Origin of the sequence: Pseudomonas sp. S35, from assembly GCF_009866765.1 — a bacterium.
Taxonomy (GTDB): Bacteria; Pseudomonadota; Gammaproteobacteria; order Pseudomonadales; family Pseudomonadaceae; genus Aquipseudomonas.
Map to the genome: position 1 here is coordinate 6,586,156 of NZ_CP019431.1, position 25,247 is coordinate 6,611,402.

The window sequence follows — 25,247 nt, forward strand, 5'->3', positions numbered from 1 at the left end:
ATACCGTCCTGACGAGCATTTTCTGAATGGTTTTTGAGGCCGTCTTAAGCAGCTAGTGGCGCCCTCCAACAACCTACGGAGTAGGGCATTACGCGAAAGGCCAATGGCGAATGGAAGGATTGTATAGCGGCAACCGTGCTATGGATTTGCCTTGCATCCATAAACAACGCTTTAACTAATTAGATACGCAAGCCGATTGAATAGTTAATAAGTACGCACACCACAACTGCCAAAAACATATTAAATTCGGTACTTATGAAACCAGCCTCTGCAAGATTAACTGCGTGCGCGGTTTGGCACTCAACGGGCGCATGAAAAAAACGCCGGATAGCTCAAAGTCTATCCGACGGTATTGAAGGCGTCTGCGAGAGTTAGAGGTACGATCTGCATCCCACAGAACGGACCACGCCGGGCCTCCAGGTGCGTGAGGAGTTACTCCACCGTCACCGATTTGGCCAAGTTGCGCGGCTGGTCCACATCCGTCCCCTTGAGCACGGCCACGTAGTAAGACAGCAACTGCAGCGGGATGGTGTAGAGGATCGGCGACAGGGTGTCGTTGATGTGCGGCATGTTGATGACGTGGGTGCCTTGCGCGTTGGTCATGCCGGCTTTCTCATCAGCGAATACCACCAGTTGGCCGCCACGGGCGCGCACTTCCTGCAGGTTGGATTTGAGTTTTTCCAGCAGTTCGTTGTTCGGCGCTACGGTGACCACTGGCATGTCGTCATCCACCAGGGCCAGTGGGCCGTGTTTGAGCTCGCCGGCCGGGTAGGCTTCGGCGTGGATGTACGAGATTTCCTTGAGCTTGAGGGCACCTTCCATCGCCACCGGGTATTGCGCGCCACGGCCGAGGAACAGGGTGTGGTTCTTGTCGGCGAACAGCTCGGCGACTTTTTCCACGACGCTGTCCATGGCCAGTGCTTCGCCCAGGCGGGTTGGCAGACGACGCAGTTCTTCGACCAAGGTGGCTTCGACACCTTCGGCCAAGGTGCCGCGTACTTGGCCCAGGGACAGGGTCAGCAACAACAAGCCAACCAGCTGGGTGGTGAAGGCTTTGGTGGACGCCACGCCGATTTCGCGACCGGCCTGGGTCAGCAGGGTCAGGTCGGACTCACGCACCAGGGAGCTGATGCTGACGTTGCAGATCGCTAGGCTGGCGAGGAAGCCCAGCTCCTTGGCGTTGCGCAGGGCGGCCAGGGTGTCGGCGGTTTCGCCGGATTGGGAGATGGTCACGAACAGGGTGTCGGGTTGCACCACCACCTTGCGGTAGCGGAATTCGCTGGCCACTTCGACTTGGCACGGGATGCCAGCCAGCTCTTCCAGCCAGTAACGGGCAACCATGCCGGCGTGGTAGCTGGTACCGCAGGCGACGATCTGCACATTGCGCACGTTGGCGAACAGCTCGGCGGCCTGCGGGCCGAAGGCGTTGACCAGCACTTGCTTGTCGCCAAGGCGGCCTTCGAGGGTGCGTTGCACCACGGCCGGTTGCTCGTGGATTTCCTTGAGCATGAAGTGGCGGTATTCGCCTTTGTCGGCGGCTTCGGCACCGTCGCGGTACTGCACGGCTTCGCGCTCGACGCAGTTGCCGTTCACATCCCAGATCGCCACGCTTTCGCGGCGGATGTCGGCAATATCGCCCTCTTCCAGGTACATGAAGCGGTCAGTCACCTGGCGCAGGGCCAGTTGATCGGAGGCAAGGAAGTTTTCCCCCAGGCCCAGGCCGATCACCAGCGGGCTGCCACTGCGGGCGGCAACCACACGATCAGGTTGGCTGGCGCAGACCACCGCCAAACCGTAGGCGCCGTGCAGCTCCTTGACGGTAGCCTTGAGCGCTACAGTCAGGTCGCCAAGGTCCTTGAGTTTATGGTGGAGCAGGTGGGCGATGACTTCGGTGTCGGTGTCCGAGGTGAACACATAGCCGAGGCCTTTAAGCTGTTCACGCAGCACTTCGTGGTTTTCGATGATGCCGTTGTGCACCACCGCCAAGTCGCCAGAGAAGTGCGGGTGCGCGTTACGTTCACACGGCGCACCGTGGGTGGCCCAACGGGTATGCGCAATGCCTAAGCGGCCCACCAGCGGCTCGCCGGCCAGGGCCTGCTCCAACTCACTGACCTTGCCTGGGCGACGCATGCGTTCAAGCTTGCCGGCGTTGGTGAAAACCGCCACGCCGGCGCTGTCATAACCTCGGTATTCCAGGCGCTTGAGGCCTTCGAGCAGGATTGCGGTAACGTTACGTTCGGCGACTGCGCCAACAATTCCACACATGGTGCTTCTCCTAGATGATTGCCGCGCATATCAGCGTAATGCCGCGGGCTTGGATCTGGTCGCGGGCCTCAAGCGGCAGGCGATCATCGGTAATAAGGGTATGGACGCTGCTCCAGGGCAGTTCCAGGTTGGGAATCTTGCGGCCGATCTTGTCGGACTCGACCATCACCACCACTTCACGGGCGACCTCGGCCATCACGCGGCTCAGGCCCAGCAGTTCGTTGAAGGTGGTGGTGCCGCGCTGCAGATCGATGCCATCGGCACCGATGAACAGCTGATCAAAGTCGTAGGAGCGCAGCACTTGCTCGGCAACCTGGCCTTGGAACGAATCCGAATGCGGGTCCCAGGTGCCACCGGTCATCAGCAACACCGGCTCGTGTTCCAGTTCGCTCAAGGCGCTGGCCACGTGCAGGGAATTGGTCATCACCACCAGGCCGGGCTGGTGGCCCAGCTCGGGAATCATCGCGGCGGTGGTGCTGCCGCTGTCGATGATGATGCGGGCGTGCTCGCGCAAGCGCATCACCGCCGCACGGGCGATGGCACGCTTGTGGGCCGAGATCGGCTGGGCGGCGTCGCCGACCAGTTCCTGGGGCATGGTGATGGCGCCACCGTAGCGGCGCAGCAACAGGCCGTTGCTTTCGAGGGCGGCCAGGTCCTTGCGGATCGTAACTTCCGAGGTTTCGAAACGTTTGGCCAGTTCGTCCACGCTGACTTCACCCTGCTCGTTGAGCAAGGCCAGGATGTTGTGGCGTCGTTGGGGTGTATTTCGTTTCGACATGGTGATGATAAGTTTCGTTTCGAAAGATAACGAAGGCAATCAAAACCTATTGAGAAGACATCGTCAAGCGCCTGGGACAGATTTTTCAAACAATACAGGCCCACTGTGGGAGGGGGCTTGCCTCCTTCCACAGTGGGCTGTGGATAACTCAAGTTTTTGTGATTTTAACCGGGCGCTTCCAACCGTCGATGTTGCGTTGGCGGGCGCGGGCGACGCCGAGCTGCAAGTTATCCACATCCTGGTTGATAGTCGAACCGGCAGCAGTGGTCGCGCCGTCGCCGACCTTGACCGGCGCGACCAACGAGTTGTTGGAGCCGATGAATACGTCTTCACCCAGTACGGTCATGTGCTTGTTGGCGCCATCGTAGTTGCAGGTGATGGTGCCCGCGCCGATGTTGGTGCGAGCACCGATAACCGCATCGCCCAGGTAGGTCAGGTGGCCTGCCTTGGCGCCTTCACCGAGGTGGGCATTTTTCAGTTCGACAAAGTTACCCACATGGGCCTTCGCTTCCAGCACGCTGCCAGGGCGCAACCGTGCAAACGGGCCGGCGTCGCTGCCCTCGCCCATCACGGCGCCTTCGATATGGCTGTTGGCCTTGACCACCACGCCTTTACGCAAGGTACTGTCCTTGATCACACAGTTCGGGCCGATCACCACGTCGTCTTCGATGATGACGCGACCTTCGAGGATCACGTTGATGTCGATCAGCACGTCGCGGCCCACCGTCACTTCCCCGCGTACGTCAAAGCGTGCCGGGTCGCGCAGGGTCACGCCCTGAGCCATCAAACGACGGCCTTCGCGCAGCTGGTAGTGACGCTCCAGCTCTGCCAGCTGCTTGCGGTCGTTGGCGCCCTGCACTTCCATCGGGTCGTGGGGCTGTTCGGTGGCGACCAGCAGGCCATCACTCACGGCCATCTCGATGACATCGGTGAGGTAATACTCGCCCTGGGCGTTGTTGTTGGACAGACGGCTCATCCAGTCAGCAAGCTTGTTCGCAGGGACGGCGAGAATCCCGGTATTGCCTTCGGTGATGGCGCGTTGGGCTTCGCTGGCGTCCTTGTGTTCAACGATGGCTGCGACCTTGCCGTCGGCATTGCGCACGATGCGCCCGTAGCCGGTGGGGTCGTCCAGTTCAACGGTGAGCAGGCCCATCTGGCCAGGCACTACGTGCTTGAGCAGGCGTTGCAGGGTTTCCACTTCGATCAGCGGTACGTCGCCGTAGAGGATCAGCACAGTGTCGGCCGTAATGAACGGTACCGCTTGTGCGGTCGCGTGGCCGGTGCCGAGTTGTTTGTCCTGCAACACGAAATTCAGATCATCCGCCGCCAGGCGTTCACGCACCACGTCAGCACCGTGGCCAATCACCACGTGGATGCGTTGCGGGTCCAACTGCCGGGCGCTGTGGATAACATGGCCAAGCATGGAGTTGCCGGCCACCGGGTGCAGCACCTTGGGCAGGGCTGAACGCATGCGGGTGCCCTGGCCTGCGGCGAGAATGACGATTTCAAGAGACATGAATGGCTACCAATCCTGGGCGGTCCGGGTTCAGACCAGAGAAGTGTTTTGCAAAAAAAGAAAAAGGGTAGCCGAGGCTACCCTTTTTAATCAATCGCGCATGAAGCATGACGGCGTGGCCGCTTACTTCTTGCGGATCTGCTGGAGAGTACGCAGCTGGGCTGCGGCCTCGGCCAGACGGACTGCAGCAGCGCTGTAGTCGAAGTCTGCACCTTTTTCGTTCAGCGCCTTCTCGGCAGCCTTGACGGCTTCCTGAGCGGAGGCTTCATCCAGGTCGCCAGCACGTTGCACGGTGTCGGCAAGTACCTTGACCATGTTCGGCTGAACCTCAAGGAAACCACCGGAGATGTAAAACACCTCCTTTTCCCCGCCTTGCTTGGTCAGAGTGATCGGACCTGGCTTCAAGCTGGTGATCAACGGCGCGTGGCCCAGGGCAATACCCAGGTCACCGAGTTCACCGTGTGCAATCACCATTTCTACCAGACCGGAGAAGATTTCCCCTTCCGCGCTGACGATATCGCAATGGACTGTCATAGCCATCTGATTGCCTCAACCTGATGAGCGCCCGTTGCCGGGCGCCTGGATTACAGTTTCTTGGCTTTCTCGATCGCTTCTTCGATGCCGCCGACCATGTAGAACGCTTGTTCTGGCAGGTGGTCGTAGTCACCGTTGAGGATGCCTTTGAAGCCAGCAATGGTGTCTTTCAGGGAAACGTATTTACCCGAAGCACCGGTGAAGACTTCAGCCACGAAGAACGGCTGCGACAAGAAGCGCTGGATCTTACGAGCACGGTTTACCAACTGCTTGTCGGCTTCCGACAGCTCGTCCATACCCAGGATCGCAATGATGTCCTTCAGTTCTTTGTAACGCTGCAGCACGTACTGAACGCCGCGAGCGGTGTCGTAGTGCTCCTGGCCGATCACGTTCGGGTCCAGCTGGCGCGAAGTCGAGTCGAGTGGATCGACCGCTGGGTAGATACCCAGGGAAGCGATGTCACGGGACAGAACGACGGTGGCGTCCAAGTGGGCGAAGGTGGTCGCTGGCGACGGGTCGGTCAAGTCATCCGCAGGTACGTATACCGCTTGGATCGAAGTGATCGAACCTTCCTTGGTCGAAGTGATACGTTCTTGCAGAACGCCCATCTCTTCAGCCAGGGTCGGCTGGTAACCTACTGCCGAAGGCATACGGCCCAGCAGTGCGGATACTTCAGTACCGGCCAGGGTGTAACGGTAGATGTTGTCGACGAACAACAGAACGTCGTTACCTTCGTCACGGAACTTCTCAGCCATGGTCAGGCCAGTCAGTGCTACGCGCAGACGGTTACCCGGCGGCTCGTTCATCTGACCGTAAACCAGTGCCACTTTGTCCAGAACGTTGGAGTCCTTCATCTCGTGGTAGAAGTCGTTACCCTCACGGGTACGCTCACCCACACCGGCGAACACGGAATAACCGCTGTGCTCGATGGCGATGTTACGGATCAGTTCCATCATGTTTACGGTCTTGCCTACACCGGCACCACCGAACAGACCGACTTTACCGCCTTTGGCGAACGGGCAAACCAGGTCGATAACCTTGATGCCGGTTTCCAGCAGGTCGTTGCCGCCAGCTTGTTCCGCGAACGAAGGTGCTGGACGGTGAATGCCCCAACGCTCTTCGGTGTCGATCGGGCCAGCTTCGTCAATCGGGTTGCCCAGTACGTCCATGATCCGGCCCAGGGTCGCTTTACCGACCGGTACGGAGATGGCTGCGCCAGAGTCGATAACGTCCAGACCGCGCTTCAAGCCTTCGGTGGAACCCATCGCAATGGTACGAACTACGCCGTCGCCCAGCTGCTGCTGAACTTCCAGAGTAGTTTCCGCGCCTTGTACTTTCAGCGCGTTGTAGATGCTCGGTACGCTGTCGCGTGGAAATTCCACGTCGATAACGGCGCCGATGATTTGAACGATACGTCCGCTACTCATAGCTGGATCCTCTGAATATTTGAACCGTTAAACCGCGGCAGCGCCGCCGACGATTTCCGAGATCTCTTGGGTGATCGCAGCCTGACGCGCCTTGTTGTAGATCAGCTGCAAATCGCTGATCAGATCACCGGCGTTATCGGTAGCGTTTTTCATCGCGATCATCCGCGCCGCTTGTTCAGCTGCGTTGTTCTCGACCACCGCCTGGTACACCTGCGACTCCACGTAGCGCACCATCAAGCCGTCAAGCAGCTCTTTGGCGTCTGGTTCGTAGAGGTAGTCCCAGTGGTGCTTGAGTTCCTGATCCGGAGTCGCCACCAGTGGAATCAATTGCTCCACGGTTGGCTGCTGGGTCATGGTGTTGATGAACTTGTTGGATACCACGGACAGGCGGTCAATCCGGCCTTCCAGGTACGCATCCAGCATCACCTTCACACTGCCGATCAAATCATTGATCGACGGCTCTTCACCCAGGTGGCTGATAGCTGCTACGACGTTACCGCCGAAGTTGCGGAAAAAGGCCGCACCCTTGCTACCAACAACACACAGATCGATCTCGACGCCGTTTTCGCGGTTTACCGCCATGTCCTTGACCAGGGCCTTGAACAGGTTGGTATTCAGACCACCGCACAAACCACGGTCACTGCTCACTACCACATAACCCACACGCTTAACTTCGCGGTCGATCATGAAGGGGTGGCGGTATTCCGGGTTGGCGTTGGCCAGATGCCCAATTACCTGGCGGATACGCTCCGCATAAGGACGGCTAGCAGCCATGCGCATTTGTGCCTTGCGCATTTTGCTGACCGCCACTTTTTCCATGGCGCTGGTAATTTTTTGCGTGCTTTTGATGCTCGCAATCTTACTGCGAATCTCTTTTGCGCCTGCCATGTAACACCTATCAGGTTAGCAAGCGGGAGCCTTGCGGCTCCCGCTGCGGCTTACCAGGTTTGGGTGGCCTTGAACTTCTCGATACCGGCTTTCATGCCAGCGTCGATATCGTCATTGAAGTCACCCTTCACGTTGATCTTCGCCATCAATTCGGCGTGATCGCGGTTGAAGTAAGCAATCAGCGCTTGTTCAAAGCTGCCGACCTTGGCGATTTCAACGTCGGTCAGGAACCCACGCTCAGCGGCATACAGCGACAACGCCATGTCAGCGATCGACATTGGGGCGTATTGCTTCTGCTTCATCAGCTCGGTAACGCGCTGACCATGCTCAAGTTGCTTACGGGTCGCTTCGTCCAGGTCAGAAGCGAACTGGGCGAATGCCGCCAGTTCACGGTACTGAGCCAGAGCGGTACGGATACCACCGGAGAGCTTCTTGATGATCTTGGTCTGAGCGGCACCACCCACACGGGATACCGAAACACCGGCGTTCACTGCAGGACGGATGCCCGAGTTGAACATGGCCGATTCCAGGAAGATCTGACCGTCGGTGATGGAAATCACGTTGGTCGGAACGAACGCGGAAACGTCGCCAGCCTGGGTTTCGATGATCGGCAATGCGGTCAGGGAACCGGTTTTGCCGGTCACTGCGCCGTTGGTGAACTTCTCTACGTACTCTTCCGAAACGCGGGATGCGCGCTCCAGCAGACGGGAGTGGAGATAGAACACGTCGCCTGGGTAGGCTTCACGGCCTGGTGGACGGCGCAGCAGCAGGGAAATCTGGCGGTAAGCCACTGCTTGCTTGGACAGATCGTCATAAACGATCAGCGCGTCTTCACCGCGGTCGCGGAAGAATTCACCCATGGTGCAACCGGAGTACGGTGCCAGGAATTGCAGCGCAGGAGATTCCGAAGCACTGGCAGCCACGATGATCGTGTTGGCCAGGGCGCCGTTTTCTTCCAGCTTGCGAACCACGTTGGCGATGGTCGATTGCTTCTGACCAATAGCTACGTAGACGCAGAAAATGCCGCTGTTCTTCTGGTTGATGATCGCGTCGATCGCCAGAGCGGTTTTACCGATCTGACGGTCACCGATGATCAGCTCACGCTGGCCACGGCCGACTGGGATCATGGCATCGACAGCCTTGTAGCCAGTCTGTACAGGCTGGTCTACCGACTTACGCCAGATCACGCCTGGAGCAACTTTCTCGACCGCGTCGGTCTCGGTGTTGCCCAGTGGACCTTTACCGTCAACAGGGTTACCCAGTGCGTCGACTACGCGACCCAGCAGTTCCTTACCAACCGGAACTTCCAGGATGCGGCCTGTGCACTTGGCGCTCATGCCTTCAGCCAGACTGGTGTACGCGCCCAATACAACGGCACCTACGGAGTCTTGCTCCAGGTTGAGGGCCATACCGTAGACGCCGCCCGGAAACTCGATCATCTCGCCGTACATTACGTCGGCCAGACCGTGAATCCGCACGATGCCGTCAGATACGCTGACGACAGTGCCTTCGTTACGGGCTTGGGAGGTCACATCGAGCTTGTCGATGCGGCCCTTGATAATTTCACTTATTTCGGAAGGATTGAGTTGCTGCATTGCTCTGCTGCCCCTTCAAACTCAAGATTTCAATGCTTCGGCAAGATTCGCGAGTTTGCCGCGAATCGAGCCATCGATAACCAGGTCGCCGGCGCGAATGACAACACCCCCAATGAGGGATGGGTCTTCCGCAACTTGCAGGCGCACTTCCCGGTCGAGTCGTGCACTGAGAACCTTGGCGAGTTTGTCTTGCTGTTCTTGGTTCAATGCAAAAGCACTGGTCACTTCAACGTCTACCGACTTCTCTTGCTCGGCCTTGTACAGGTCGAACAGAGCGGCAATCTCCGGCAGAAGCAGGAGACGGTCGTTTTCGGCAATGACGTTGATGAAGTTCTGTGCCTTCACATCAAACTTGTCGCCGCACACTTCAATAAAAGTGGCGGCCTTGTCTGCGCTCGTCAGTCGCGGGGCCTTGAGCACGCGCTGCATGGTGTCGTCTTGCGACACTGCTGCAGCCAGGCCGAGCATGGCTGACCAAGAGGCCAGCTGCTGGTGGGCCTGGGCGTGCTCGAAGGCTGCCTTAGCGTAAGGTCGGGCCAACGTGGTCAATTCTGCCATGATCGCCCTCGCTTAAATTTCAGCAGCCAGTTTGTTAACCAGCTCCGCGTGCGCGTTTTGATCGATTGTGGCACCCAGGATCTTCTCAGCACCGCCGACGGCCAGAGCACCCAGTTGGGCACGCAGAGCGTCTTTGACACCGTTCAGTTCCTGCTCGATCTCGGCCTGAGCCTGAACCTTCACACGGTCAGCGTCGATACGGGCTTTTTCAACAGCCTCTTCAACGATCTGGTTACCGCGTTTCTTGGCTTGCTCAATGATTTCGGCTGCTTGAGCTTTCGCTTCGCGCAGTTGTTGACCCGCTTTATCTTGGGCCAACTCCAGGTCGCGAGCTGCTCGTGCTGCAGCGTCCAGTCCATCCGCGATCTTCTTCTGACGTTCGTGCAGAGCTGCGATGACCGGAGGCCATACGAACTTCATGCAGAAAACGACAAAAATCAAGAACGCTAAGGACTGACCAATAATGGTTGCATTAATGTTCACGCCAATACCTCGCTCATTCGTTGCACAACACACCAATCACTCGAAAAGACGAGTGATTAACCGGCGAGTTGACCAACGAAAGGGTTCGCGAAGGTGAAGAACAGAGCGATACCAACACCGATCATGGTCACGGCGTCGAGCAGGCCGGCGACGATGAACATTTTAACTTGCAGCATTGGAACCATTTCTGGCTGACGCGCTGCGCCTTCCAGGAACTTGCCGCCCAGCAGGCCGAAACCAATGGCAGTACCCAGGGCGCCCAGGCCGATCAACAGTGCAACAGCGATAGCGGTTAGACCAACTACAGTTTCCATCTTTCCTCCCGACTTTTACGTCGTATGGTTTAGGTTTTTTAGATTTTAAAGCGGTAAAACAAATCGTTTCATAGCCCGGTAGGGCCTACCTTCCCGTTTCACCGGGAAGGACATCAGACTAGTCGAGACTGGTCTTAATGGTTCTCTTCGTGCGCCATCGACAGGTAGACGATGGTCAGCATCATGAAGATGAAGGCCTGCAGGGTAATGATCAGGATGTGGAACACAGCCCACGCCCACTGCAGAACAATGCCCAGGCCGCTAAGCCAGAGCAGGCCGCTGCCGAACATCACAGCGATCAGAATGAACACCAGCTCACCGGCATACATGTTGCCGAACAGTCGCAGAGCCAGGGAAATCGGCTTGGCGATCAGGGTCACGAATTCCAGCAGGAAGTTCACCGGAATCAGCAGGGCCTGAACGAAGATGTTCTTGCTGCCGAACGGGTGCAGGGTCAGTTCGCCGATGAAACCGCCGATGCCCTTGATCTTGATGCTGTAGAAAATGATCAACGCAAAGACCGACAGGGCCATGCCCAGGGTAGCGTTCGGGTCAGTGGTCGATACGGCACGGAATGGAATGTGCGGGTCGCCGGAAATCGCCATGGCCAACTGAGGAATCCAGTCCACCGGGATCAGGTCGACGGCGTTCATCAGGAACACCCAGACGAAGATGGTCAGTGCCAGCGGTGCAATCACCGGGCTACGGCCATGGAAGCTGTCTTTCACGCTGCCATCGACGAATTCGACCAATACTTCAACGAAGTTCTGCAAAGCACCTGGTTGACCGGAAGTCGCCTTCTTTGCCGCCATGCGGAAAATCAGGACGAAGATCAGACCCAGTGCGACCGACCAGCCCAGAGTGTCCAGGTGGAAAGCCCAGAAACCCATTTCTTTGGCTTCTGCTGCGGAGTGGGCAAAGCCCCAGCCGCCGTTGGGAAGCTGACCGAAGGTCAGGTTCTGCAAGTGGTGCTGGATATAGCCCGAAGCGGTTGTTTCTGCCATGGTTGCCTCAAACGCCCTAAGGTTTCGAAAGTCTTGTTTTCATTAGCAGGGGAGCGAACCAGCTGACCAGTTGGGTCAACACGAAGACGCCGAATACAGCCAGCGGCGCCAATGGCTTCACACCTGCAAAGGTCAGTGCAAACAGCACTGCCGTCAAAATCAGTTTCCCTGCCTCGCCAGCATAAAAAGACCGGACGATAGCCTGGGCTGCTCGGGCGCCGGAAAACCGAAAGGCCCTGTGAGCAAAATACATATTGGGCAGCAAGGCTATCAGGCCTCCGCAGAGTCCTGAATATCCGGCTACGACTCCATGCCCGTACCAAAGCGCCAATGCGGCGATCAGCAAGATGACAAATTGAGCCAATAAAACCGGGAAAACGGCCAAGCGATGGAACGGCAACGTGTTTGGCGTGCGGGTTTCCATCACTCTTGCTCCTCAATGGTCGGCTGCCGGAAATCAATAACTTGGCATAATTTGTGCCGACAAAATGCGCGCAGAGTATAGGGGCGGTTCTGCCCCTATTCAACTGCCGGGTAGTGATTTCCGATCACGCGCTACATAAGCAAATGTTTCAGCGGATGTGGGCAAGGACGCCCTGAAGCTCGTCTAGCGAGTTATATCCGATGACCAATTGTCCTTTGCCCTTCTTGCCGTGGCGAATTTGCACCGCAGAGCCCAGGCGCTCGGCCAGGCGCTGCTCGAGACGCGCGATATCCGGATCAGGTTTGACGGTTTCGACCGGTGCAGGTTTGCCGCTGAGCCACTGGCGAACCAGGGCTTCGGTCTGACGAACGGTGAGCCCTCGTGCGACAACGTGTCGCGCCCCTTCAACCTGCTGGTTTTCCGGCAATCCGAGCAAAGCACGGGCGTGACCCATTTCCAGGTCGCCATGGGACAACATGGTCTTGATGACTTCCGGCAACGCGATCAGGCGCAGCAAGTTGGACACGGTCACACGGGATTTACCCACCGCCTCGGCCACTTGCTGCTGGGTCAGCTGGAATTCCTGCTGCAAACGCTGCAGGGCAATCGCTTCTTCGATCGGGTTGAGATCTTCACGCTGGATGTTCTCGATCAACGCCATGGCGATCGCGGTTTCATCCGGCACATCGCGCACCATCGCCGGGATGGTCTCTTTGCCAGCCTGCTGGCTGGCACGCCAGCGACGTTCACCGGCGATGATTTCAAAGCGGCCGCCACCAATCGGGCGCACCACGATCGGCTGCATCACGCCCTGGGCCTTGATCGAGTTGGCCAGTTCTTCCAGCGCCTGGGGGTCCATGTCCCGGCGTGGCTGGTATTTGCCGCGCTGGATCAGGTCCAGCGGCAGGTGCTGCAGCTCGCGCTCGTCGGCCTGCACCGCTTGTTCTTCAAGCGATGTGACGGTCGGACCACTCAACAGTGCATCCAGTCCACGTCCGAGACCTCGTTTCTTGACGGCCATGGGGATTCCTTAAGTTGGCTGGGCAGCAGCGGTGCGGGAGTTGCGGCGTTGGCGGCGAACCATCTCGCCGGCCAGTGCCAGGTAGGCAATGGCGCCACGCGATGATTTGTCGTACGCCAGCGCGGGCATCCCGTAGCTTGGCGCTTCGGCCAGACGGATGTTGCGCGGGATCACCGTGTCGTACAACTGGTCGCCAAAGTGTTCCTTGAGCTGGGCCGACACATCGTTCATCAGGCTCAGGCGCGGATCGAACATGGTTCGCAGCAGGCCTTCGATCTGCAGGTTCGGGTTGAGCAGCTCGGCGATGCGCTTGATGTTATCCACAAGGTCGCTCAAACCTTCCAGCGCGTAGTATTCGCACTGCATGGGGATAATCACCCCATCGGCAGCCACCAACGCGTTGAGCGTCAGCATCGACAGCGACGGTGGGCAGTCGATCAAGATGTAATCGTAGTTCTCGCGGATCGGCGCCAAGGCGCTGCGCAGACGGCTTTCTTTCATCTGCATTTCCAGCAGCACCACTTCCGCCGCGGTCAGATCGCGGTTGGCCGGCAGCAGTTGGTAGCCACCGTGCTCGGAGTAGTGCATCGCCTGGGCCAGGTCGCACTCGCCGATCAGCAAGTCGTAGACCGAGTTTTCCAAGCCGTGTTTATCCACACCGCTACCCATGGTGGCGTTGCCCTGTGGATCGAGATCGATCAACAGCACCCGGCGCTTGGTCGCGACCAGGGATGCTGCGAGGTTGATGCAGGTGGTGGTTTTGCCCACGCCACCTTTCTGGTTCGCTATCGCGAATACCTTAGCCATTCTTGCTTGTGTTCCCAATCATGCCGTGCGGCGCAGTATCAGCAGATGGCGTTGGCCTTGGCAACCGGGTACGGCCAAGGCGTGTTCGCTATCGAGGTGGAAGTCTGTCGGCAATGCTAACAGCTCATCGCTTGGATGGACGCCCTTCATTGCCAGCCAGCGGGTATCGCGGTCGCCCAGGTGGCGTGTCCAGTTGCTGAAGTTCTCCATGCTGCTGAACGCCCGGGAAACAATTCCGTTGAAAGGCAGTTCAGGCGTGAACGCCTCGACACGGCTGTGGATAACGTGAAGGTTCTCCAGCTTGAGTTCGAGTTTGACCTGGGTGAGGAAGCGGGTTTTCTTGCCGTTGCTGTCCAGGCAGGTCACTTGGGACTCGGGAAACAGGATGGCCAGGGGAATACCCGGCATACCGCCGCCACTGCCCACGTCCAGCCAGCGACCGTTTTCGATGAAGGGCATCACGCTCAGGCTATCGAGCAAGTGCCGGGACACCATCTCGTCGGGATTGCGCACCGCCGTGAGGTTGTAGGCCTTGTTCCACTTGATCAACAGGGCCAGATAGCCCAGCAGCAAGTCGTGCTGGGCGGCGGTCAGGTCGACGCCCAACTGGCGTGCACCTGTGGATAACTCTTCGGCGTGTTGCGAGGTAACCAACGAACTCAAGCGCTTTGCTCCAACTGACGGCCCGCGCCGCGTTTTTTCAAATGAATCATCAACAGCGAAATGGCTGCCGGGGTGACGCCGGGGATACGTGACGCCTGGCCCAGGGTTTCGGGTCGAGTTATCCCCAGCTTGCTTTGGATTTCTTTCGACAGCCCGGAAATCCCGGTGTAGTCGATATCCACAGGCAGCTTGGTGTTTTCACTGGCACGCAGTCGGGCGATCTCGTCCTGCTGGCGGTCAATGTAACCGGCGTACTTGGTCTTGATCTCGACCTGCTCGGCAACCTGGGGATCGTCTGCACCGCCACCGGTCACTTCGACCAAGCCAGCGTAGTCGATTTCCGGACGCGACAGCAGGTTGAGCAGGTTGTACTCGTGGGTCAGCGGCGTGCCGAATTTTTCGGCGATTGCGTCGCCCTGCTCAGTGCCCGGGCGTACCCAGGTGCTTTTCAGGCGTTGCTCTTCCAACGTGATGCTTTCGCGTTTTTTGCAGAAGGCTTCCCAGCGTGCGTCATCGACCAGACCCAGTTCGCGACCTTTTTCGGTCAAGCGCAGGTCGGCGTTGTCTTCACGCAGGATCAGGCGGTATTCCGCTCGCGACGTGAACATCCGGTACGGTTCCTGGGTACCCAGGGTAATCAGATCATCAACCAGTACGCCGATATACGCTTCATCGCGACGCGGGCACCAGCTGTCTTTGCCCTGTGCACGCAGTGCCGCGTTGGTCCCGGCCAGCAAACCCTGGGCGCCGGCTTCTTCGTAACCGGTGGTGCCGTTGATTTGACCGGCGAAAAACAGGCCTGCGATGACTTTGGTTTCGAGGCTGTACTTCAGGTCACGCGGGTCGAAGTAGTCGTATTCGATGGCGTAGCCCGGACGCACGATATGCGCGTTTTCCATGCCACGAATCGATTGCACGATCTGGATTTGCACGTCGAACGGCAAGGACGTGGAAATCCCGTTCGGGTACAACTCATGGGTGGTCAAGCCTTCGGGCTCGATGAAGACCTGGTGGCTTTCCTTGTCGGCAAAGCGGTGGATCTTGTCTTCGATCGACGGGCAATAACGCGGGCCAATGCCTTCGATCACCCCGGAATACATCGGCGAACGGTCGAGGTTCGCGGCGATTATTTCGTGAGTGCGAGCGTTGGTGTGGGTAATCCAGCAACTCACCTGTTTGGGGTGCTGCTCTTTGGAACCCATGAACGACATCACGGGGATCGGTGTATCGCCGGCTTGCTCGGTCATCACCGAAAAATCCACAGAACGCCCGTCAATACGCGGCGGGGTCCCGGTTTTCAGGCGACCGACCCGCAGCGGCAATTCACGCAGGCGTTTTGCCAGGGCAATCGACGGCGGGTCACCGGCGCGGCCGCCGGAATAGTTCTGCATGCCGATGTGGATAAGTCCACCCAGGAACGTACCGGTGGTCAACACCACCGATTCTGCGAAGAAACGCAGGCCCATTTGGGTGACAACACCCTTCACCACGTCTTGTTCGACGATCAGGTCATCCGCTGCCTGTTGAAATATCCACAGGTTCGGCTGGTTTTCCAGGGTTTCACGTACCGCAGCCTTGTACAGGATGCGGTCAGCTTGTGCCCGGGTGGCACGCACGGCCGGACCTTTGCGGCTGTTGAGCACGCGAAATTGAATACCACCCTTATCGGTAGCCATGGCCATCACGCCGCCAAGGGCATCGATTTCCTTGACCAGATGGCTTTTGCCGATCCCGCCGATGGCAGGGTTGCAACTCATTGCACCGAGGGTCTCCACGTTGTGCGTGAGCAACAGGGTTTTTACGCCCATGCGTGCTGACGCCAGTGCTGCCTCGGTACCGGCATGACCGCCGCCGATGACGATCACTTCAAAACGGGAAGGGAAATCCACCACGCACCTCGTGCCTGCTTATGTAGGTAATCAGGAATTGTTTGTTGAAAGAGTTTTGGAGCTATGGCGGCAAGTATAGGGACTTAGCCCTTCCTAAAGAACCCTTTGCACAAAATTTAACCAGCTGTGGATGAATCACGAACAATAGAAATTAAAAAGAAAGAAATTTATAAGATCTTTGTTTTTATGTTTATTTCTACTGAGCCACCTTTCTGTGGATAGATCTCTACAGGCCTTTATTTACTTTATGTACAGGGATTCAAAAGTCTGTGGTCAGGTGCCAATGAGGCCCTTGGATAAGTGCTTTAAGCCTGTGGATTAAACAGGTGGTTATCCACAGGGGCATTTGTATTCAGGTTTCAGGCCCTGTTATCAACTGGGCACAGGGGCGGTTATTCACAGGGCTTAATCCACAGAAATACGCAAATTCTGGTGAATTGCGCCCACGACGATGCCGCCGAAATCCTTCAGCACCATCAACCTCACCGTAAAAAGACACCTATTGTGAGAAAACCATAGGGCAGTTAATAATAGCGATTATCATTAAGCAGCCTTTTCTCGCCCCTATGTCCCCTCCTTCACACACGGCTGCCGTCCAGCACATCTACGAGCAACACCATTCCTGGTTGCACGGGTGGCTCAAAGGCAAGTTACACAACGCTTGCGATGCAGCCGATGTGGCGCACGATACGTTCGTGCGTATCCTGGGCGGCCGCCACGCCGCGCAGATCCTCGAACCACGGGACTATCTGGCGACCATTGCCAGGGGGCTGGTGATTGATCGTTATCGCCGGCATGCCATCGAGCAGGCCTATCGGCAAACCCTGGCCGAACGCCCTGAGGCCACGGCCATCAGTGAAGAAGACAAAGCCATCATCATTGAAACCCTGGTAGCTGTGGACAAAGCCTTGGCAAGCCTTGGTGAACGGGCGCGGAAGATTTTCATGCTGTCGCAGATCGAGGGGCTGACTTATCAACAGATCGCCGATCAACTGCGGGTTTCACTGACCACGGTGAAGAAGCACATGATTCGCGCGCTGACGGAATGTGCGCTGATCATGGCCAGCCTGTAATGGCCCCTCCTGATCGTAAGGTTTTCGAAGCCGCCGCGAGCTGGTACGTGCAGTTTCAATCCCAATCGCCCACCCCCGCTGAACGCCACGCCTGGCAGCAATGGCTCAATGGCGACCCCGCCCATCTGGCCGCATGGAACCAGATGGAGCAGTTGCAGCGCAGTCTTGGCACCCTGCCCCCGGATCTGACGCGTCGTGCGCTGTCCACAACCCAACAACGTCGTCAGGTGCTCAAGTGGATGCTGCTGCTTGGCGGCACCGGGTACTTGGGTTGGAACGTCCAGCAACACACATCCCTGGGCAATGCCTGGGCCGACTACCGTACCTCCGTGGGTGAACGTCGGCACATCGAGTTGGCCGATGGCACGCGGGTCGACCTCAACACCCACACCTCAATTGACGTGCTGTTCGATGGGCGCCAGCGGTTGATCCGTCTACGCGAAGGCGAGGTACTTATCCACACCGGCAAGTCGGGCGGGCAGACACCGTTTTACGTCGACACCCGCCAAGGCCGGGTGCAGGCGCTCGGTACTCGGTTTACCGTGCGCCAGCTATCGGACGCCACGCGCGTCGGGGTACTGGAAGACCGGGTCAGCGTGTCACCCGCAGATCAACCCGGGCACGGGCGCCTGCTCAACGCTGGTGAAAGCGCCGATTTCGACCGGCAGAATGTTGGTGTGAATCACCCGTATCGCGGCAGCCAGGCAGCGTGGGTGGAGGGCCAACTGATTGTGTTGGATGCCAGATTGGGTGATGTGATCGACGAACTCGCCCGCTATCGAGCAGGTGTATTGCAGTGCGATCCGGCCTCAGCGCGGTTGCGGGTGTCCGGGACGTTCCGGCTCGATTCCACCGACGCCGTGTTGGCCAATTTGCAAGCAACATTGCCGATTCAGGTGAAATACTTCACCCGCTACTGGGTGTCGGTAAGACGAATCGGCTGAGCAAAAAATAATCCACAGAGGGGTTATCTTTTTTTTACCTGGCGCGGCCCTACAGGTAATTACGACGCAACCTTCCAGGGCTTACCCACCTATGCGCCTTCCTACCAAGTTTCGCCAGCGACTCTCCTACCACGGCATCACCTATGGCTTGATGCTGGGCACTGCTGCCAGCACCGGTGTTGTGCTGTCGACCGGCGTCATGGCCGCCAGTGCGGTGCAACACTACGCAATCGCGGCTGGCCCGCTCGACAATGCCTTGAGCCAATTTGCCGCCAAGGCCAATGTGATTCTGTCCTTCTCCCCCCAGCAAACCGCGCGTTTAAACACGCCGGGGCTGGAAGGCGACTATTCAGTTGAACAAGGCTTTGCACTGCTGCTGCAAAACTCAGGTCTGGAGGCCGTGGTCCAGGCCCCTGGCAGCTACGTGTTGCAAACAGCACCCGTTGGCCAACTCACCCTGTCGGCTACCACCGTCAGCACTTATCAACAGGGCGGTTTCAACCAAGAGATCGCCGGCGATGTAGGCTACAAAGCGCAAAACAGCCGCATTGGCACTAAGACCAGCACCCCGCTGTCGGAAACACCTCGCTCGGTTTCAGTGGTGACTGGCCAACGCATCAAGGACCAGAAATCCCAAACCCTCACAGAGGTGTTGGGCTATGTCCCCGGCATTTTTGCCCCGCCCTTTGCCGCTGGCGATAGCTTGGCGGGGGATTTGTTCTTTATTCGCGGCTTCAACGCCACGGACTACGGCTACGGCTTGCTGCGCGATGGCCTACGCGTCCAGGGCAATCGATACGACACCACCAGCGAGCCCTATGGTTTGGAACGTGTGGAAATCTTCCGTGGGCCCTCTTCCCTGCTTTACGGCGAAAATGCCCCAGGGGGCCTGGTGAACCTGGTCAGCAAACACCCCACCGCGACCCCACAGGGCGAAGTGCAGTTGGGTTACGGTTCGAACAATCGCCGCCAGGTGGGTGTGGATATCTCCGGGCCGCTTAATGACAGTGGCAATATCCTCGGCCGGGTAGTGATGCTTGGGCGAAAGTCCGACACACAGACAGACCACGTCCCCGATGACCGCCTCTACCTCGCGCCATCCCTGACCCTGAATTTCGACGACTACAACACCCTGACGCTGCTGGCCAACTACCAAAAGGACCACACCAACCTGGAACTCGGCCTACCGGCTGCCGGTACTTTGCTCAGCAATCCCAACGGCAAGCTGTCCAAGCACACCATGCTCGGCGACCCGTATTGGAACACCTTTGAGCGCGAAGCCTGGAACGCCGGTTATGAGTTCAGCCACAGCTTCAATGACGATTGGCAGTTCCGGCAGAATTCGCGCTACATGCAGTCACGCATCACCCGCCACGAAACCTGGCCGGGCGACCTGAACAACCAAGGCTTTGGTACGCAGTTGGGCATGTATGCCTACGACCGCTTCAACAAGTCGATGGTTTACTCCCTGGATAACCAACTGGAAGGCAAATTCCAGCTGGGTGACGTGGACAACACCGTGTTGTTCGGCAGCAGCTACGATCGCATTTCGTTCAACCAGGACTGGGATGCGGGTTTCGCCGGCACCATCAATGTGTATAACCCGGTTTACCTGCGTGAACCGACCACCCCGCTGGCGGTGCAAAACACCTTGCTCGAACAACAGATGAAAGGGGTTTATGCACAGGTCCAGAGCAAGTACGACCACTGGCTGTTTCTGCTCGGTGGGCGTCAGGATTGGGTCGACAGCCAATTCCGGGACAAGGTGAAGCCCGCATCGGACTCCAGCACCACCGAACAGAAATTCACCTACCAGGGTGGCGTGATGTACCAGTTCGACAACGGCCTTACGCCGTATGTCAGCTACTCCACTGCGTTCGTCCCGGTTCAACAGATCTCGGTCACGGGTTCACCGCTCAAGCCAATCACCAGCCGTCAGTACGAAGTGGGTGTGAAGTACGAGCCGATCGGTTGGGACACGGCGATGACGCTGTCGGTGTATGACCTGCGCAAACAGGACGATACCTACCTCGACAGCACCACCAACACCTACCGCCAAGTGGGTGAAAGCCGGGCCAAGGGCGCAGAAGTCGAGATCAACAGCAACATTACTCCCAACCTGAATCTGACGGCGGCCTACACCTACACCGACGCGCGGATTACCAAGGACACCGCCGGTTCATTGGTCGAGGGACACCAGATGACCGGTGTTCCGCGCAACCAGGCGTCTGTGTGGGGCAAATACCGGTTCCTGGATGGCCAACTCAAGGGGCTGTCCCTGGGCGGTGGCGTGCGTTACTTCGACAGCGCTTATTCCTACACCAAGCCGACGCTGTACGGGAAACTCGACCCTGGCAGCGTTACGTTGGTGGATGCTGCCATCGGTTATCAGATCAATACCCACTGGTCGCTGGACCTGAACGCCAAGAACCTGTTCGACAAAGAATACGTATCCGGTTGCAACGATGCAGGGCGCTGCTACTGGGGCGACAGCCGTACCTTGCTCGGTACGGTGTCCTACAACTGGTAAGGCACTGTGGATAACTCGGCTATTTGCCGATGCAGAAACTGGAAAAGATCCGCCCCAGCAAATCATCGGAGCTGAATGCGCCGGTGATTTCTCCCAACAGCTGCTGCGCCTGGCGCAAATCCTCAGCCAGCAGCTCACCGGCCCCCGCCAAGGTCAGCTGTGCACGACCGTGTTCCAGCGCCGCGCTGGCGTGTCGCAGCGCCTCCAGGTGCCTGCGGCGCGCACTGAAGCTGCTTTCGGAGGTCTGCTCGTAGCCCATGCAGGCTTTGAGATGGTCACGCAGCAATTCCAGGCCATCACCGGCGGATTTCGCACTCAAGCTGATCGTCACATGCCCGTCGCCGCTGGTTTCCATGGCAATGGCTTCGCCCGTCAGGTCGGCCTTGTTGCGGATCAAGGTGACTTTGGCCGGGTCCGGCCGTTGTTCCAGGAACTCTGGCCAGAGCGCAAAAGGATCCACAGCCTCAGGCGCCGTGGCGTCCACCACTAACAGCACACGATCCGCTTCGGCGATTGCCTTCAGGGCCCGCTCCACACCGATTTTTTCTACCTGGTCGTCGGTATCGCGCAAGCCGGCTGTGTCGACCACGTGCAGTGGCATACCGTCGATGTGGATATGTTCGCGCAGGATATCCCGGGTGGTGCCGGCAATCTCGGTGACGATGGCGGCCTCACGGCCAGCCAAGGCATTCAGCAGGCTGGATTTCCCCGCGTTGGGGCGACCCGCAATCACCACCGTCATGCCATCGCGCAGCAAGGCGCCCTGCCCGGCTTCACGCAGGACAGTGGATAACTCCTCGCGGACTTTATCCAGCATTGCCAATACATGGCCATCGGCGAGGAAGTCGATCTCTTCCTCAGGAAAATCAATCGCCGCCTCTACGTAGATACGCAGGCTGATCAATTGCTCAGTCAAGTTATGCACACGCAGGGAAAATGCACCTTGCAGCGAGCGCAACGCATTGCGTGCGGCTTGCGCAGAACTCGCTTCGATCAAGTCTGCGATAGCTTCGGCCTGGGCCAGATCGAGTTTGTCATTCAAGAATGCGCGTTCGCTGAACTCACCCGGCCGTGCGAGACGACAGCCCAATTGCAGGCAGCGCTGCAGCAGCATATCCAGGACCACAGGCCCACCGTGGCCCTGCAGTTCCAGGACATCTTCACCGGTGAACGAGTTCGGCCCAGGAAAATAGAGAGCCAGGCCCTCATCCAATACGCTGTGGTCCGCATCCAGAAACGGTCCGTAATGGGCATACCGAGGCTTTAATTCTCGGCCGCTGATGGCCTGGGCTGCTACGCCGGCGAGCGGCCCGGAAATACGAACGATACCGACACCACCACGGCCTTGAGCGGTGGCGACAGCGGCGATGGTTTCACGAGGAGCGCTCATCAGCAGGTTCCAGAACAAAAGTGACGGAAAGCAAAACGCCCCACTAGGGGGCGTCTTGAGTGGTTATCCACAGAGTAAATTACGCCTCGGCTTTTTTGGTAGCCGCTTCGATTTTACGTGTGATGTACCACTGTTGAGAGATCGACAATACGTTGTTGACCACCCAGTACAGAACCAGGCCCGCAGGGAACCACAGGAAGAAGAAGGTGAAGATGATTGGCATCATTTTCATCACTTTGGCCTGCATCGGATCCGGCGGTGTTGGGTTCAGACGCTGCTGGATAAACATGGTCGCGCCCATGATGATCGGCAGGATAAAGAACGGGTCTTTGATCGACAGGTCAGTTATCCACAGCATGAACGGGGCCTGGCGCATTTCCACGCTTTCCAGGAGTACCCAGTACAGCGACAGGAATACCGGCATCTGCACAAGAATCGGCAAGCAACCACCCAGCGGGTTGATCTTCTCTTTCTTGTACAGCTCCATCATGGCCTGCGACATTTTCTGCCGGTCATCGCCATGTTGCTCTTTCAGCGCGGCCAGTTTCGGGGCCACTGCACGCATGCGCGCCATCGACTTGTAGCTGGCAGCCGACAGTGGGAAGAAGATCCCCTTGATCAGCATGGTCAGGAAGATGATCGAGAAGCCCCAGTTACCCACAATGCTGTGGATATGTTGCAGCAGCCAGAAGATCGGCTGGGCAATGAACCACAGAATGCCGTAATCCACAGTCAGTTCCAGACCTGGGGACAACTCTTTCAGGACTGCCTGGCTTTTCGGGCCGGCGTACAGGGTAGCGCTGGTTTCAGCCTTGGCGCCTGGTGCGACGGTCAACGCCGGGCCAGTAAAACCAATGATGTAGTTGCCTTGGCTGTCTTTACGGGTCTGAACCAGGTTGGCTTCAGCCTTGTTCGGAATCCATGCGGTCACGAAGTAGTGTTGCAACCAGGCAACCCAACCACCCTGGACTGTCTCTTTCAGCGCGCCTTTGTCGATATCTTTCATCGACACTTTTTTGTACGGCTCGTTACTTGTCCACAGGGCTGCGCCCAGGTAAGTCGCTGTGCCGGTGGCGGTGCTGGAAGAAGGATCGGAGCTGCCATCACGCTTGAGCTGGGCAAACAGGTTGCCGCTCCAAGGTTTTTCGCTGGTGTTGTCGATCAGGTAAGTGACCTTCAAGTCGTACAAACCGCGAGTGAAGCTGAAACGCTTGATGTAGTTCACGCCGTCGAGGCTGAATTTCAGGTCGACGTTCAACTGGTTCTGGCCATCAGCCAGTTGATAACTCTTCTGTTCGGTCGAATAAACCGGACGACCGGTAGCACGCGCATCCGGACCATTGGTGCCGGTCAGGCCGCTTTGTGCCAGATAAGTACGTTCACCACCGTTATCGAACAGTTGGAACGGAACATCCGGATGGTCTTGGCGACGTGGATACAGCGGCAGTTTCAACTGCGCGATATCACCACCTTGCGGGTCGATAGCCAGGTCGAGCACATCCGTTTTCACGTGGATGAGGTCTTTGTTGGTGACCACTGGCGTTTCTAAAGGGGCGCTTGTCTCGCCATTCGCGCTGGGAACATCGGCACTCGCGGACGCATTGTTACCCAGCGGGGTGTCCGGAATAGCCGGCGCAGCCTGGTTGGTAGCAACATTCTGAGTCGGCAGGGCAGCTTGGCCGTAGTCCTGGTTCCACTTAAGAACCATGACGTAGGACACGATTGCCAGGGCGACGATCAGGATCGTGCGTTTAATATCCATGATTACTCGGCCATCGAAGAAGAACGGGAGGTAGGGATAGGCGGAACCGGGTCATAACCACCGGGATTCCACGGATGACAGCGACCTAAACGACGAAAGGTCAGCCAGCCACCGCGCAGAAGACCATGATTTTCTATGGCCTCTAACGCGTAGCAGGAACAACTGGGGTAGAAACGACAGTGACTGGCCATCAGGGGACTAATGGCATAGCGATAAAACTGGATCGGAACGAGTGCCAGTTTACGCATCGGTGCTGTCTACCCCTACAGTTTCGGTGCTGACTGCTGGTGCTGGTTTGTTGGTACGCGCCAGACGTTTCCAGAGCTTGCCGAAATGCTGAATCAATTCGGGGTTTTCTACATCCCCCAAGCCTTTGCGCGCGACGATAACAATATCCCAACCAACCAGAGTGTCCTGGTGGAGGCGAAACGATTCGCGCATCAGACGCTTGAGGCGATTGCGCTCAACGGAGAGCTTTACGCTCTTCTTGCCAATCACCAACCCGAGACGGGGGTGATCAAGATCGTTGTTACGCGCAAGGAGCAGGAGATTTTTCCCCGGAACCTTGCCGGTGGGGGAGTCAAAGACTGCCTTGAAATGCCGGGGGGTTAGCAGACGCTTTTCCCGACTGAAGTCCTGACTCACCACCAGTACCGGATTATCAAACTGCCAGACGCGCACGACCTTTGGCGCGGCGACGCGACAGGACAGCACGGCCGTTCTTGGTAGCCATGCGAGCACGGAAGCCGTGGGTACGGGCGCGTTTGATGGTGCTTGGTTGGAAAGTACGTTTCATGGCGTTGTTACCTGGTTCGTCCACAACGGGCCGGAATGGCCCCCGTTTTAAGAGACCGGCGATTCTAGAGAAAGCAAGCCTCTAGGTCAATTTCCAACCAGCTTTTCCTTCAATTAGATCTCTATAGGCCTAAACGCGCTTTCCTGTTCGCTCGGCTTCCACGGGCAATCCCATAGATATAAAAATAAAGAAGGAAGTTATTTAAAGCTTTTCAGTAAAGCTTATAAAAGCTAGGCAGGCCTTCATCTGTGGATAACTGACTTAAGGCCTTATTCTACGTGGTGTACAGAGAATGACAACACGGGGGAGAAACCGTGCTCTGCCTGTGCTGCGCTATCGGATAAGCTGTGTGTGGAATGGCACTTTATCCACAGGCCAGTTACCCACAGACTTTCTACCCCACTTGTACAACGAGCTTAGGTGTGCTTATCCACAGAGCTTATGCACAGACCGCTGGTCGCATTTTCCAGGGGTAACGCATTGATTTTGGCTGGTCTGCGAGCAACCTACATGTGGATAAGTGGACGGCTGGCCGCTACAATGGCGGCTGTTTTTGCCTCACCGGCTTTCAACTTAGGGGATATCC

Annotated in this window: 24 protein-coding genes; 3 read left to right on the forward strand and 21 right to left on the reverse strand. The window is 57.6% G+C overall.

The genetic code is table 11. The features are described 5' to 3' along the window. Positions 1–432 precede the first annotated feature (432 nt). From glmS to mnmG, 16 genes are all read right to left on the reverse strand, one after another. Positions 433–2,265 carry a glutamine--fructose-6-phosphate transaminase (isomerizing) gene (gene glmS, locus PspS35_RS29880; RefSeq protein ID WP_159937948.1) on the reverse strand — a complete coding sequence of 611 codons (1,833 nt, stop codon included), beginning with the start codon at positions 2,263–2,265 and terminating at the stop codon, positions 433–435. Positions 2,266–2,275: 10 nt separating this feature from the next. Further along, entirely contained in the window at positions 2,276–3,043 is a 768-nt protein-coding gene (locus PspS35_RS29885) for a DeoR family transcriptional regulator (protein ID WP_122306937.1), read from the reverse strand. 148 nt (positions 3,044–3,191) lie between these two features. Continuing rightward, on the reverse strand, positions 3,192–4,559 hold the full coding sequence (gene glmU, locus PspS35_RS29890) for a bifunctional UDP-N-acetylglucosamine diphosphorylase/glucosamine-1-phosphate N-acetyltransferase GlmU (RefSeq protein WP_159937949.1): 1,368 nt from the start codon (positions 4,557–4,559) through the stop codon (positions 3,192–3,194). Between the two features lie 123 nt (positions 4,560–4,682). After that, positions 4,683–5,099, reverse strand: coding sequence for a F0F1 ATP synthase subunit epsilon (locus tag PspS35_RS29895; protein WP_159937950.1), 417 nt, complete (start codon positions 5,097–5,099; stop codon positions 4,683–4,685). Positions 5,100–5,143: 44 nt separating this feature from the next. Beyond that, complete coding sequence (gene atpD, locus PspS35_RS29900; RefSeq protein ID WP_003177062.1) at positions 5,144–6,520, reverse strand: F0F1 ATP synthase subunit beta; 1,377 nt, start codon at positions 6,518–6,520, stop codon at positions 5,144–5,146. 27 nt (positions 6,521–6,547) lie between these two features. Continuing rightward, the gene (gene atpG, locus PspS35_RS29905) at positions 6,548–7,408 is read right to left on the reverse strand and encodes a F0F1 ATP synthase subunit gamma (RefSeq protein WP_010565870.1); all 861 of its coding nucleotides are present in this window, start codon (positions 7,406–7,408) and stop codon (positions 6,548–6,550) included. A gap of 50 nt (positions 7,409–7,458) precedes the next feature. Then, positions 7,459–9,003, reverse strand: a complete 1,545-nt coding sequence (atpA, locus tag PspS35_RS29910; RefSeq protein ID WP_003177064.1) for a F0F1 ATP synthase subunit alpha — start codon at positions 9,001–9,003, stop codon at positions 7,459–7,461. Between the two features lie 21 nt (positions 9,004–9,024). Then, complete coding sequence (locus PspS35_RS29915; RefSeq protein WP_017528669.1) at positions 9,025–9,561, reverse strand: F0F1 ATP synthase subunit delta; 537 nt, start codon at positions 9,559–9,561, stop codon at positions 9,025–9,027. Positions 9,562–9,573: 12 nt separating this feature from the next. Further along, positions 9,574–10,044 carry a F0F1 ATP synthase subunit B gene (locus PspS35_RS29920; RefSeq protein ID WP_008439543.1) on the reverse strand — a complete coding sequence of 157 codons (471 nt, stop codon included), beginning with the start codon at positions 10,042–10,044 and terminating at the stop codon, positions 9,574–9,576. A gap of 56 nt (positions 10,045–10,100) precedes the next feature. Beyond that, positions 10,101–10,358 (reverse strand): F0F1 ATP synthase subunit C, encoded by a 258-nt coding sequence (gene atpE / locus PspS35_RS29925; protein WP_002555987.1) that lies wholly within the window; start codon positions 10,356–10,358, stop codon positions 10,101–10,103. Positions 10,359–10,492: 134 nt separating this feature from the next. Further along, the gene (gene atpB, locus PspS35_RS29930; RefSeq protein ID WP_017736231.1) at positions 10,493–11,362 is read right to left on the reverse strand and encodes a F0F1 ATP synthase subunit A; all 870 of its coding nucleotides are present in this window, start codon (positions 11,360–11,362) and stop codon (positions 10,493–10,495) included. Positions 11,363–11,378: 16 nt separating this feature from the next. Beyond that, a complete protein-coding gene (locus PspS35_RS29935; RefSeq protein WP_003177069.1) occupies positions 11,379–11,786 on the reverse strand; it encodes a F0F1 ATP synthase subunit I in 408 nt (135 codons plus the stop codon). A gap of 148 nt (positions 11,787–11,934) precedes the next feature. Continuing rightward, a complete protein-coding gene (locus tag PspS35_RS29940) occupies positions 11,935–12,807 on the reverse strand; it encodes a ParB/RepB/Spo0J family partition protein (protein WP_010207694.1) in 873 nt (290 codons plus the stop codon). Positions 12,808–12,816: 9 nt separating this feature from the next. Then, complete coding sequence (locus tag PspS35_RS29945; RefSeq protein WP_016978715.1) at positions 12,817–13,614, reverse strand: ParA family protein; 798 nt, start codon at positions 13,612–13,614, stop codon at positions 12,817–12,819. Between the two features lie 18 nt (positions 13,615–13,632). Beyond that, entirely contained in the window at positions 13,633–14,277 is a 645-nt protein-coding gene (gene rsmG, locus PspS35_RS29950) for a 16S rRNA (guanine(527)-N(7))-methyltransferase RsmG (RefSeq protein WP_159937951.1), read from the reverse strand. Continuing rightward, positions 14,274–16,166 (reverse strand): tRNA uridine-5-carboxymethylaminomethyl(34) synthesis enzyme MnmG, encoded by a 1,893-nt coding sequence (mnmG, locus tag PspS35_RS29955; protein ID WP_159937952.1) that lies wholly within the window; start codon positions 16,164–16,166, stop codon positions 14,274–14,276. The genes rsmG and mnmG overlap by 4 nt, the downstream gene beginning before the upstream one ends. Before the next feature lie 566 nt (positions 16,167–16,732). Here mnmG and PspS35_RS29960 point away from each other — a divergent pair. The 3 genes from PspS35_RS29960 (at position 16,733) to PspS35_RS29970 (ending at position 20,713) form a co-directional block, all read left to right on the forward strand. Beyond that, positions 16,733–17,239 (forward strand): sigma-70 family RNA polymerase sigma factor, encoded by a 507-nt coding sequence (locus tag PspS35_RS29960; RefSeq protein WP_159937953.1) that lies wholly within the window; start codon positions 16,733–16,735, stop codon positions 17,237–17,239. Then, positions 17,239–18,183 carry a FecR domain-containing protein gene (locus PspS35_RS29965; protein WP_159937954.1) on the forward strand — a complete coding sequence of 315 codons (945 nt, stop codon included), beginning with the start codon at positions 17,239–17,241 and terminating at the stop codon, positions 18,181–18,183. The genes PspS35_RS29960 and PspS35_RS29965 overlap by 1 nt, the downstream gene beginning before the upstream one ends. Before the next feature lie 91 nt (positions 18,184–18,274). Then, entirely contained in the window at positions 18,275–20,713 is a 2,439-nt protein-coding gene (locus tag PspS35_RS29970) for a TonB-dependent siderophore receptor (protein ID WP_159937955.1), read from the forward strand. 19 nt (positions 20,714–20,732) lie between these two features. On the opposite strand, the gene mnmE is transcribed toward PspS35_RS29970, so the two are convergent. From mnmE to rpmH, 5 genes are all read right to left on the reverse strand, one after another. Continuing rightward, positions 20,733–22,103, reverse strand: a complete 1,371-nt coding sequence (mnmE, locus tag PspS35_RS29975; RefSeq protein WP_159937956.1) for a tRNA uridine-5-carboxymethylaminomethyl(34) synthesis GTPase MnmE — start codon at positions 22,101–22,103, stop codon at positions 20,733–20,735. A 79-nt stretch (positions 22,104–22,182) separates the two neighbouring features. Further along, the gene (gene yidC / locus PspS35_RS29980; RefSeq protein ID WP_159937957.1) at positions 22,183–23,865 is read right to left on the reverse strand and encodes a membrane protein insertase YidC; all 1,683 of its coding nucleotides are present in this window, start codon (positions 23,863–23,865) and stop codon (positions 22,183–22,185) included. Positions 23,866–23,867: 2 nt separating this feature from the next. Then, positions 23,868–24,113, reverse strand: a complete 246-nt coding sequence (gene yidD / locus PspS35_RS29985; RefSeq protein ID WP_010207715.1) for a membrane protein insertion efficiency factor YidD — start codon at positions 24,111–24,113, stop codon at positions 23,868–23,870. Continuing rightward, a complete protein-coding gene (rnpA, locus tag PspS35_RS29990) occupies positions 24,106–24,510 on the reverse strand; it encodes a ribonuclease P protein component (protein WP_053128141.1) in 405 nt (134 codons plus the stop codon). Before rnpA ends, yidD begins: the two co-directional genes overlap by 8 nt. A gap of 16 nt (positions 24,511–24,526) precedes the next feature. After that, the gene (gene rpmH, locus PspS35_RS29995; protein ID WP_003213577.1) at positions 24,527–24,661 is read right to left on the reverse strand and encodes a 50S ribosomal protein L34; all 135 of its coding nucleotides are present in this window, start codon (positions 24,659–24,661) and stop codon (positions 24,527–24,529) included. Between the last annotated feature and the right edge of the window lie 586 nt (positions 24,662–25,247).

Bases quoted from the DNA above. Each gene is read 5' to 3' on its own strand.
- glmU (WP_159937949.1), bottom strand. From the start codon at position 4,559: ATGTCTCTTGAAATCGTCATTCTCGCCGCAGGCCAGGGCACCCGCATG.
- atpB (WP_017736231.1), bottom strand. From the start codon at position 11,362: ATGGCAGAAACAACCGCTTCGGGCTATATCCAGCACCACTTGCAGAAC.
- PspS35_RS29895 (WP_159937950.1), bottom strand. From the start codon at position 5,099: ATGGCTATGACAGTCCATTGCGATATCGTCAGCGCGGAAGGGGAAATC.
- atpE (WP_002555987.1), bottom strand. From the start codon at position 10,358: ATGGAAACTGTAGTTGGTCTAACCGCTATCGCTGTTGCACTGTTGATC.
- PspS35_RS29885 (WP_122306937.1), bottom strand. From the start codon at position 3,043: ATGTCGAAACGAAATACACCCCAACGACGCCACAACATCCTGGCCTTG.
- PspS35_RS29935 (WP_003177069.1), bottom strand. From the start codon at position 11,786: ATGGAAACCCGCACGCCAAACACGTTGCCGTTCCATCGCTTGGCCGTT.
- atpD (WP_003177062.1), bottom strand. From the start codon at position 6,520: ATGAGTAGCGGACGTATCGTTCAAATCATCGGCGCCGTTATCGACGTG.
- yidC (WP_159937957.1), bottom strand. From the start codon at position 23,865: ATGGATATTAAACGCACGATCCTGATCGTCGCCCTGGCAATCGTGTCC.
- atpG (WP_010565870.1), bottom strand. From the start codon at position 7,408: ATGGCAGGCGCAAAAGAGATTCGCAGTAAGATTGCGAGCATCAAAAGC.
- PspS35_RS29915 (WP_017528669.1), bottom strand. From the start codon at position 9,561: ATGGCAGAATTGACCACGTTGGCCCGACCTTACGCTAAGGCAGCCTTC.
- PspS35_RS29965 (WP_159937954.1), top strand. From the start codon at position 17,239: ATGGCCCCTCCTGATCGTAAGGTTTTCGAAGCCGCCGCGAGCTGGTAC.
- mnmE (WP_159937956.1), bottom strand. From the start codon at position 22,103: ATGAGCGCTCCTCGTGAAACCATCGCCGCTGTCGCCACCGCTCAAGGC.
- atpA (WP_003177064.1), bottom strand. From the start codon at position 9,003: ATGCAGCAACTCAATCCTTCCGAAATAAGTGAAATTATCAAGGGCCGC.
- PspS35_RS29945 (WP_016978715.1), bottom strand. From the start codon at position 13,614: ATGGCTAAGGTATTCGCGATAGCGAACCAGAAAGGTGGCGTGGGCAAA.
- glmS (WP_159937948.1), bottom strand. From the start codon at position 2,265: ATGTGTGGAATTGTTGGCGCAGTCGCCGAACGTAACGTTACCGCAATC.
- PspS35_RS29940 (WP_010207694.1), bottom strand. From the start codon at position 12,807: ATGGCCGTCAAGAAACGAGGTCTCGGACGTGGACTGGATGCACTGTTG.
- PspS35_RS29960 (WP_159937953.1), top strand. From the start codon at position 16,733: ATGTCCCCTCCTTCACACACGGCTGCCGTCCAGCACATCTACGAGCAA.
- yidD (WP_010207715.1), bottom strand. From the start codon at position 24,113: ATGCGTAAACTGGCACTCGTTCCGATCCAGTTTTATCGCTATGCCATT.
- rpmH (WP_003213577.1), bottom strand. From the start codon at position 24,661: ATGAAACGTACTTTCCAACCAAGCACCATCAAACGCGCCCGTACCCAC.
- PspS35_RS29970 (WP_159937955.1), top strand. From the start codon at position 18,275: ATGCGCCTTCCTACCAAGTTTCGCCAGCGACTCTCCTACCACGGCATC.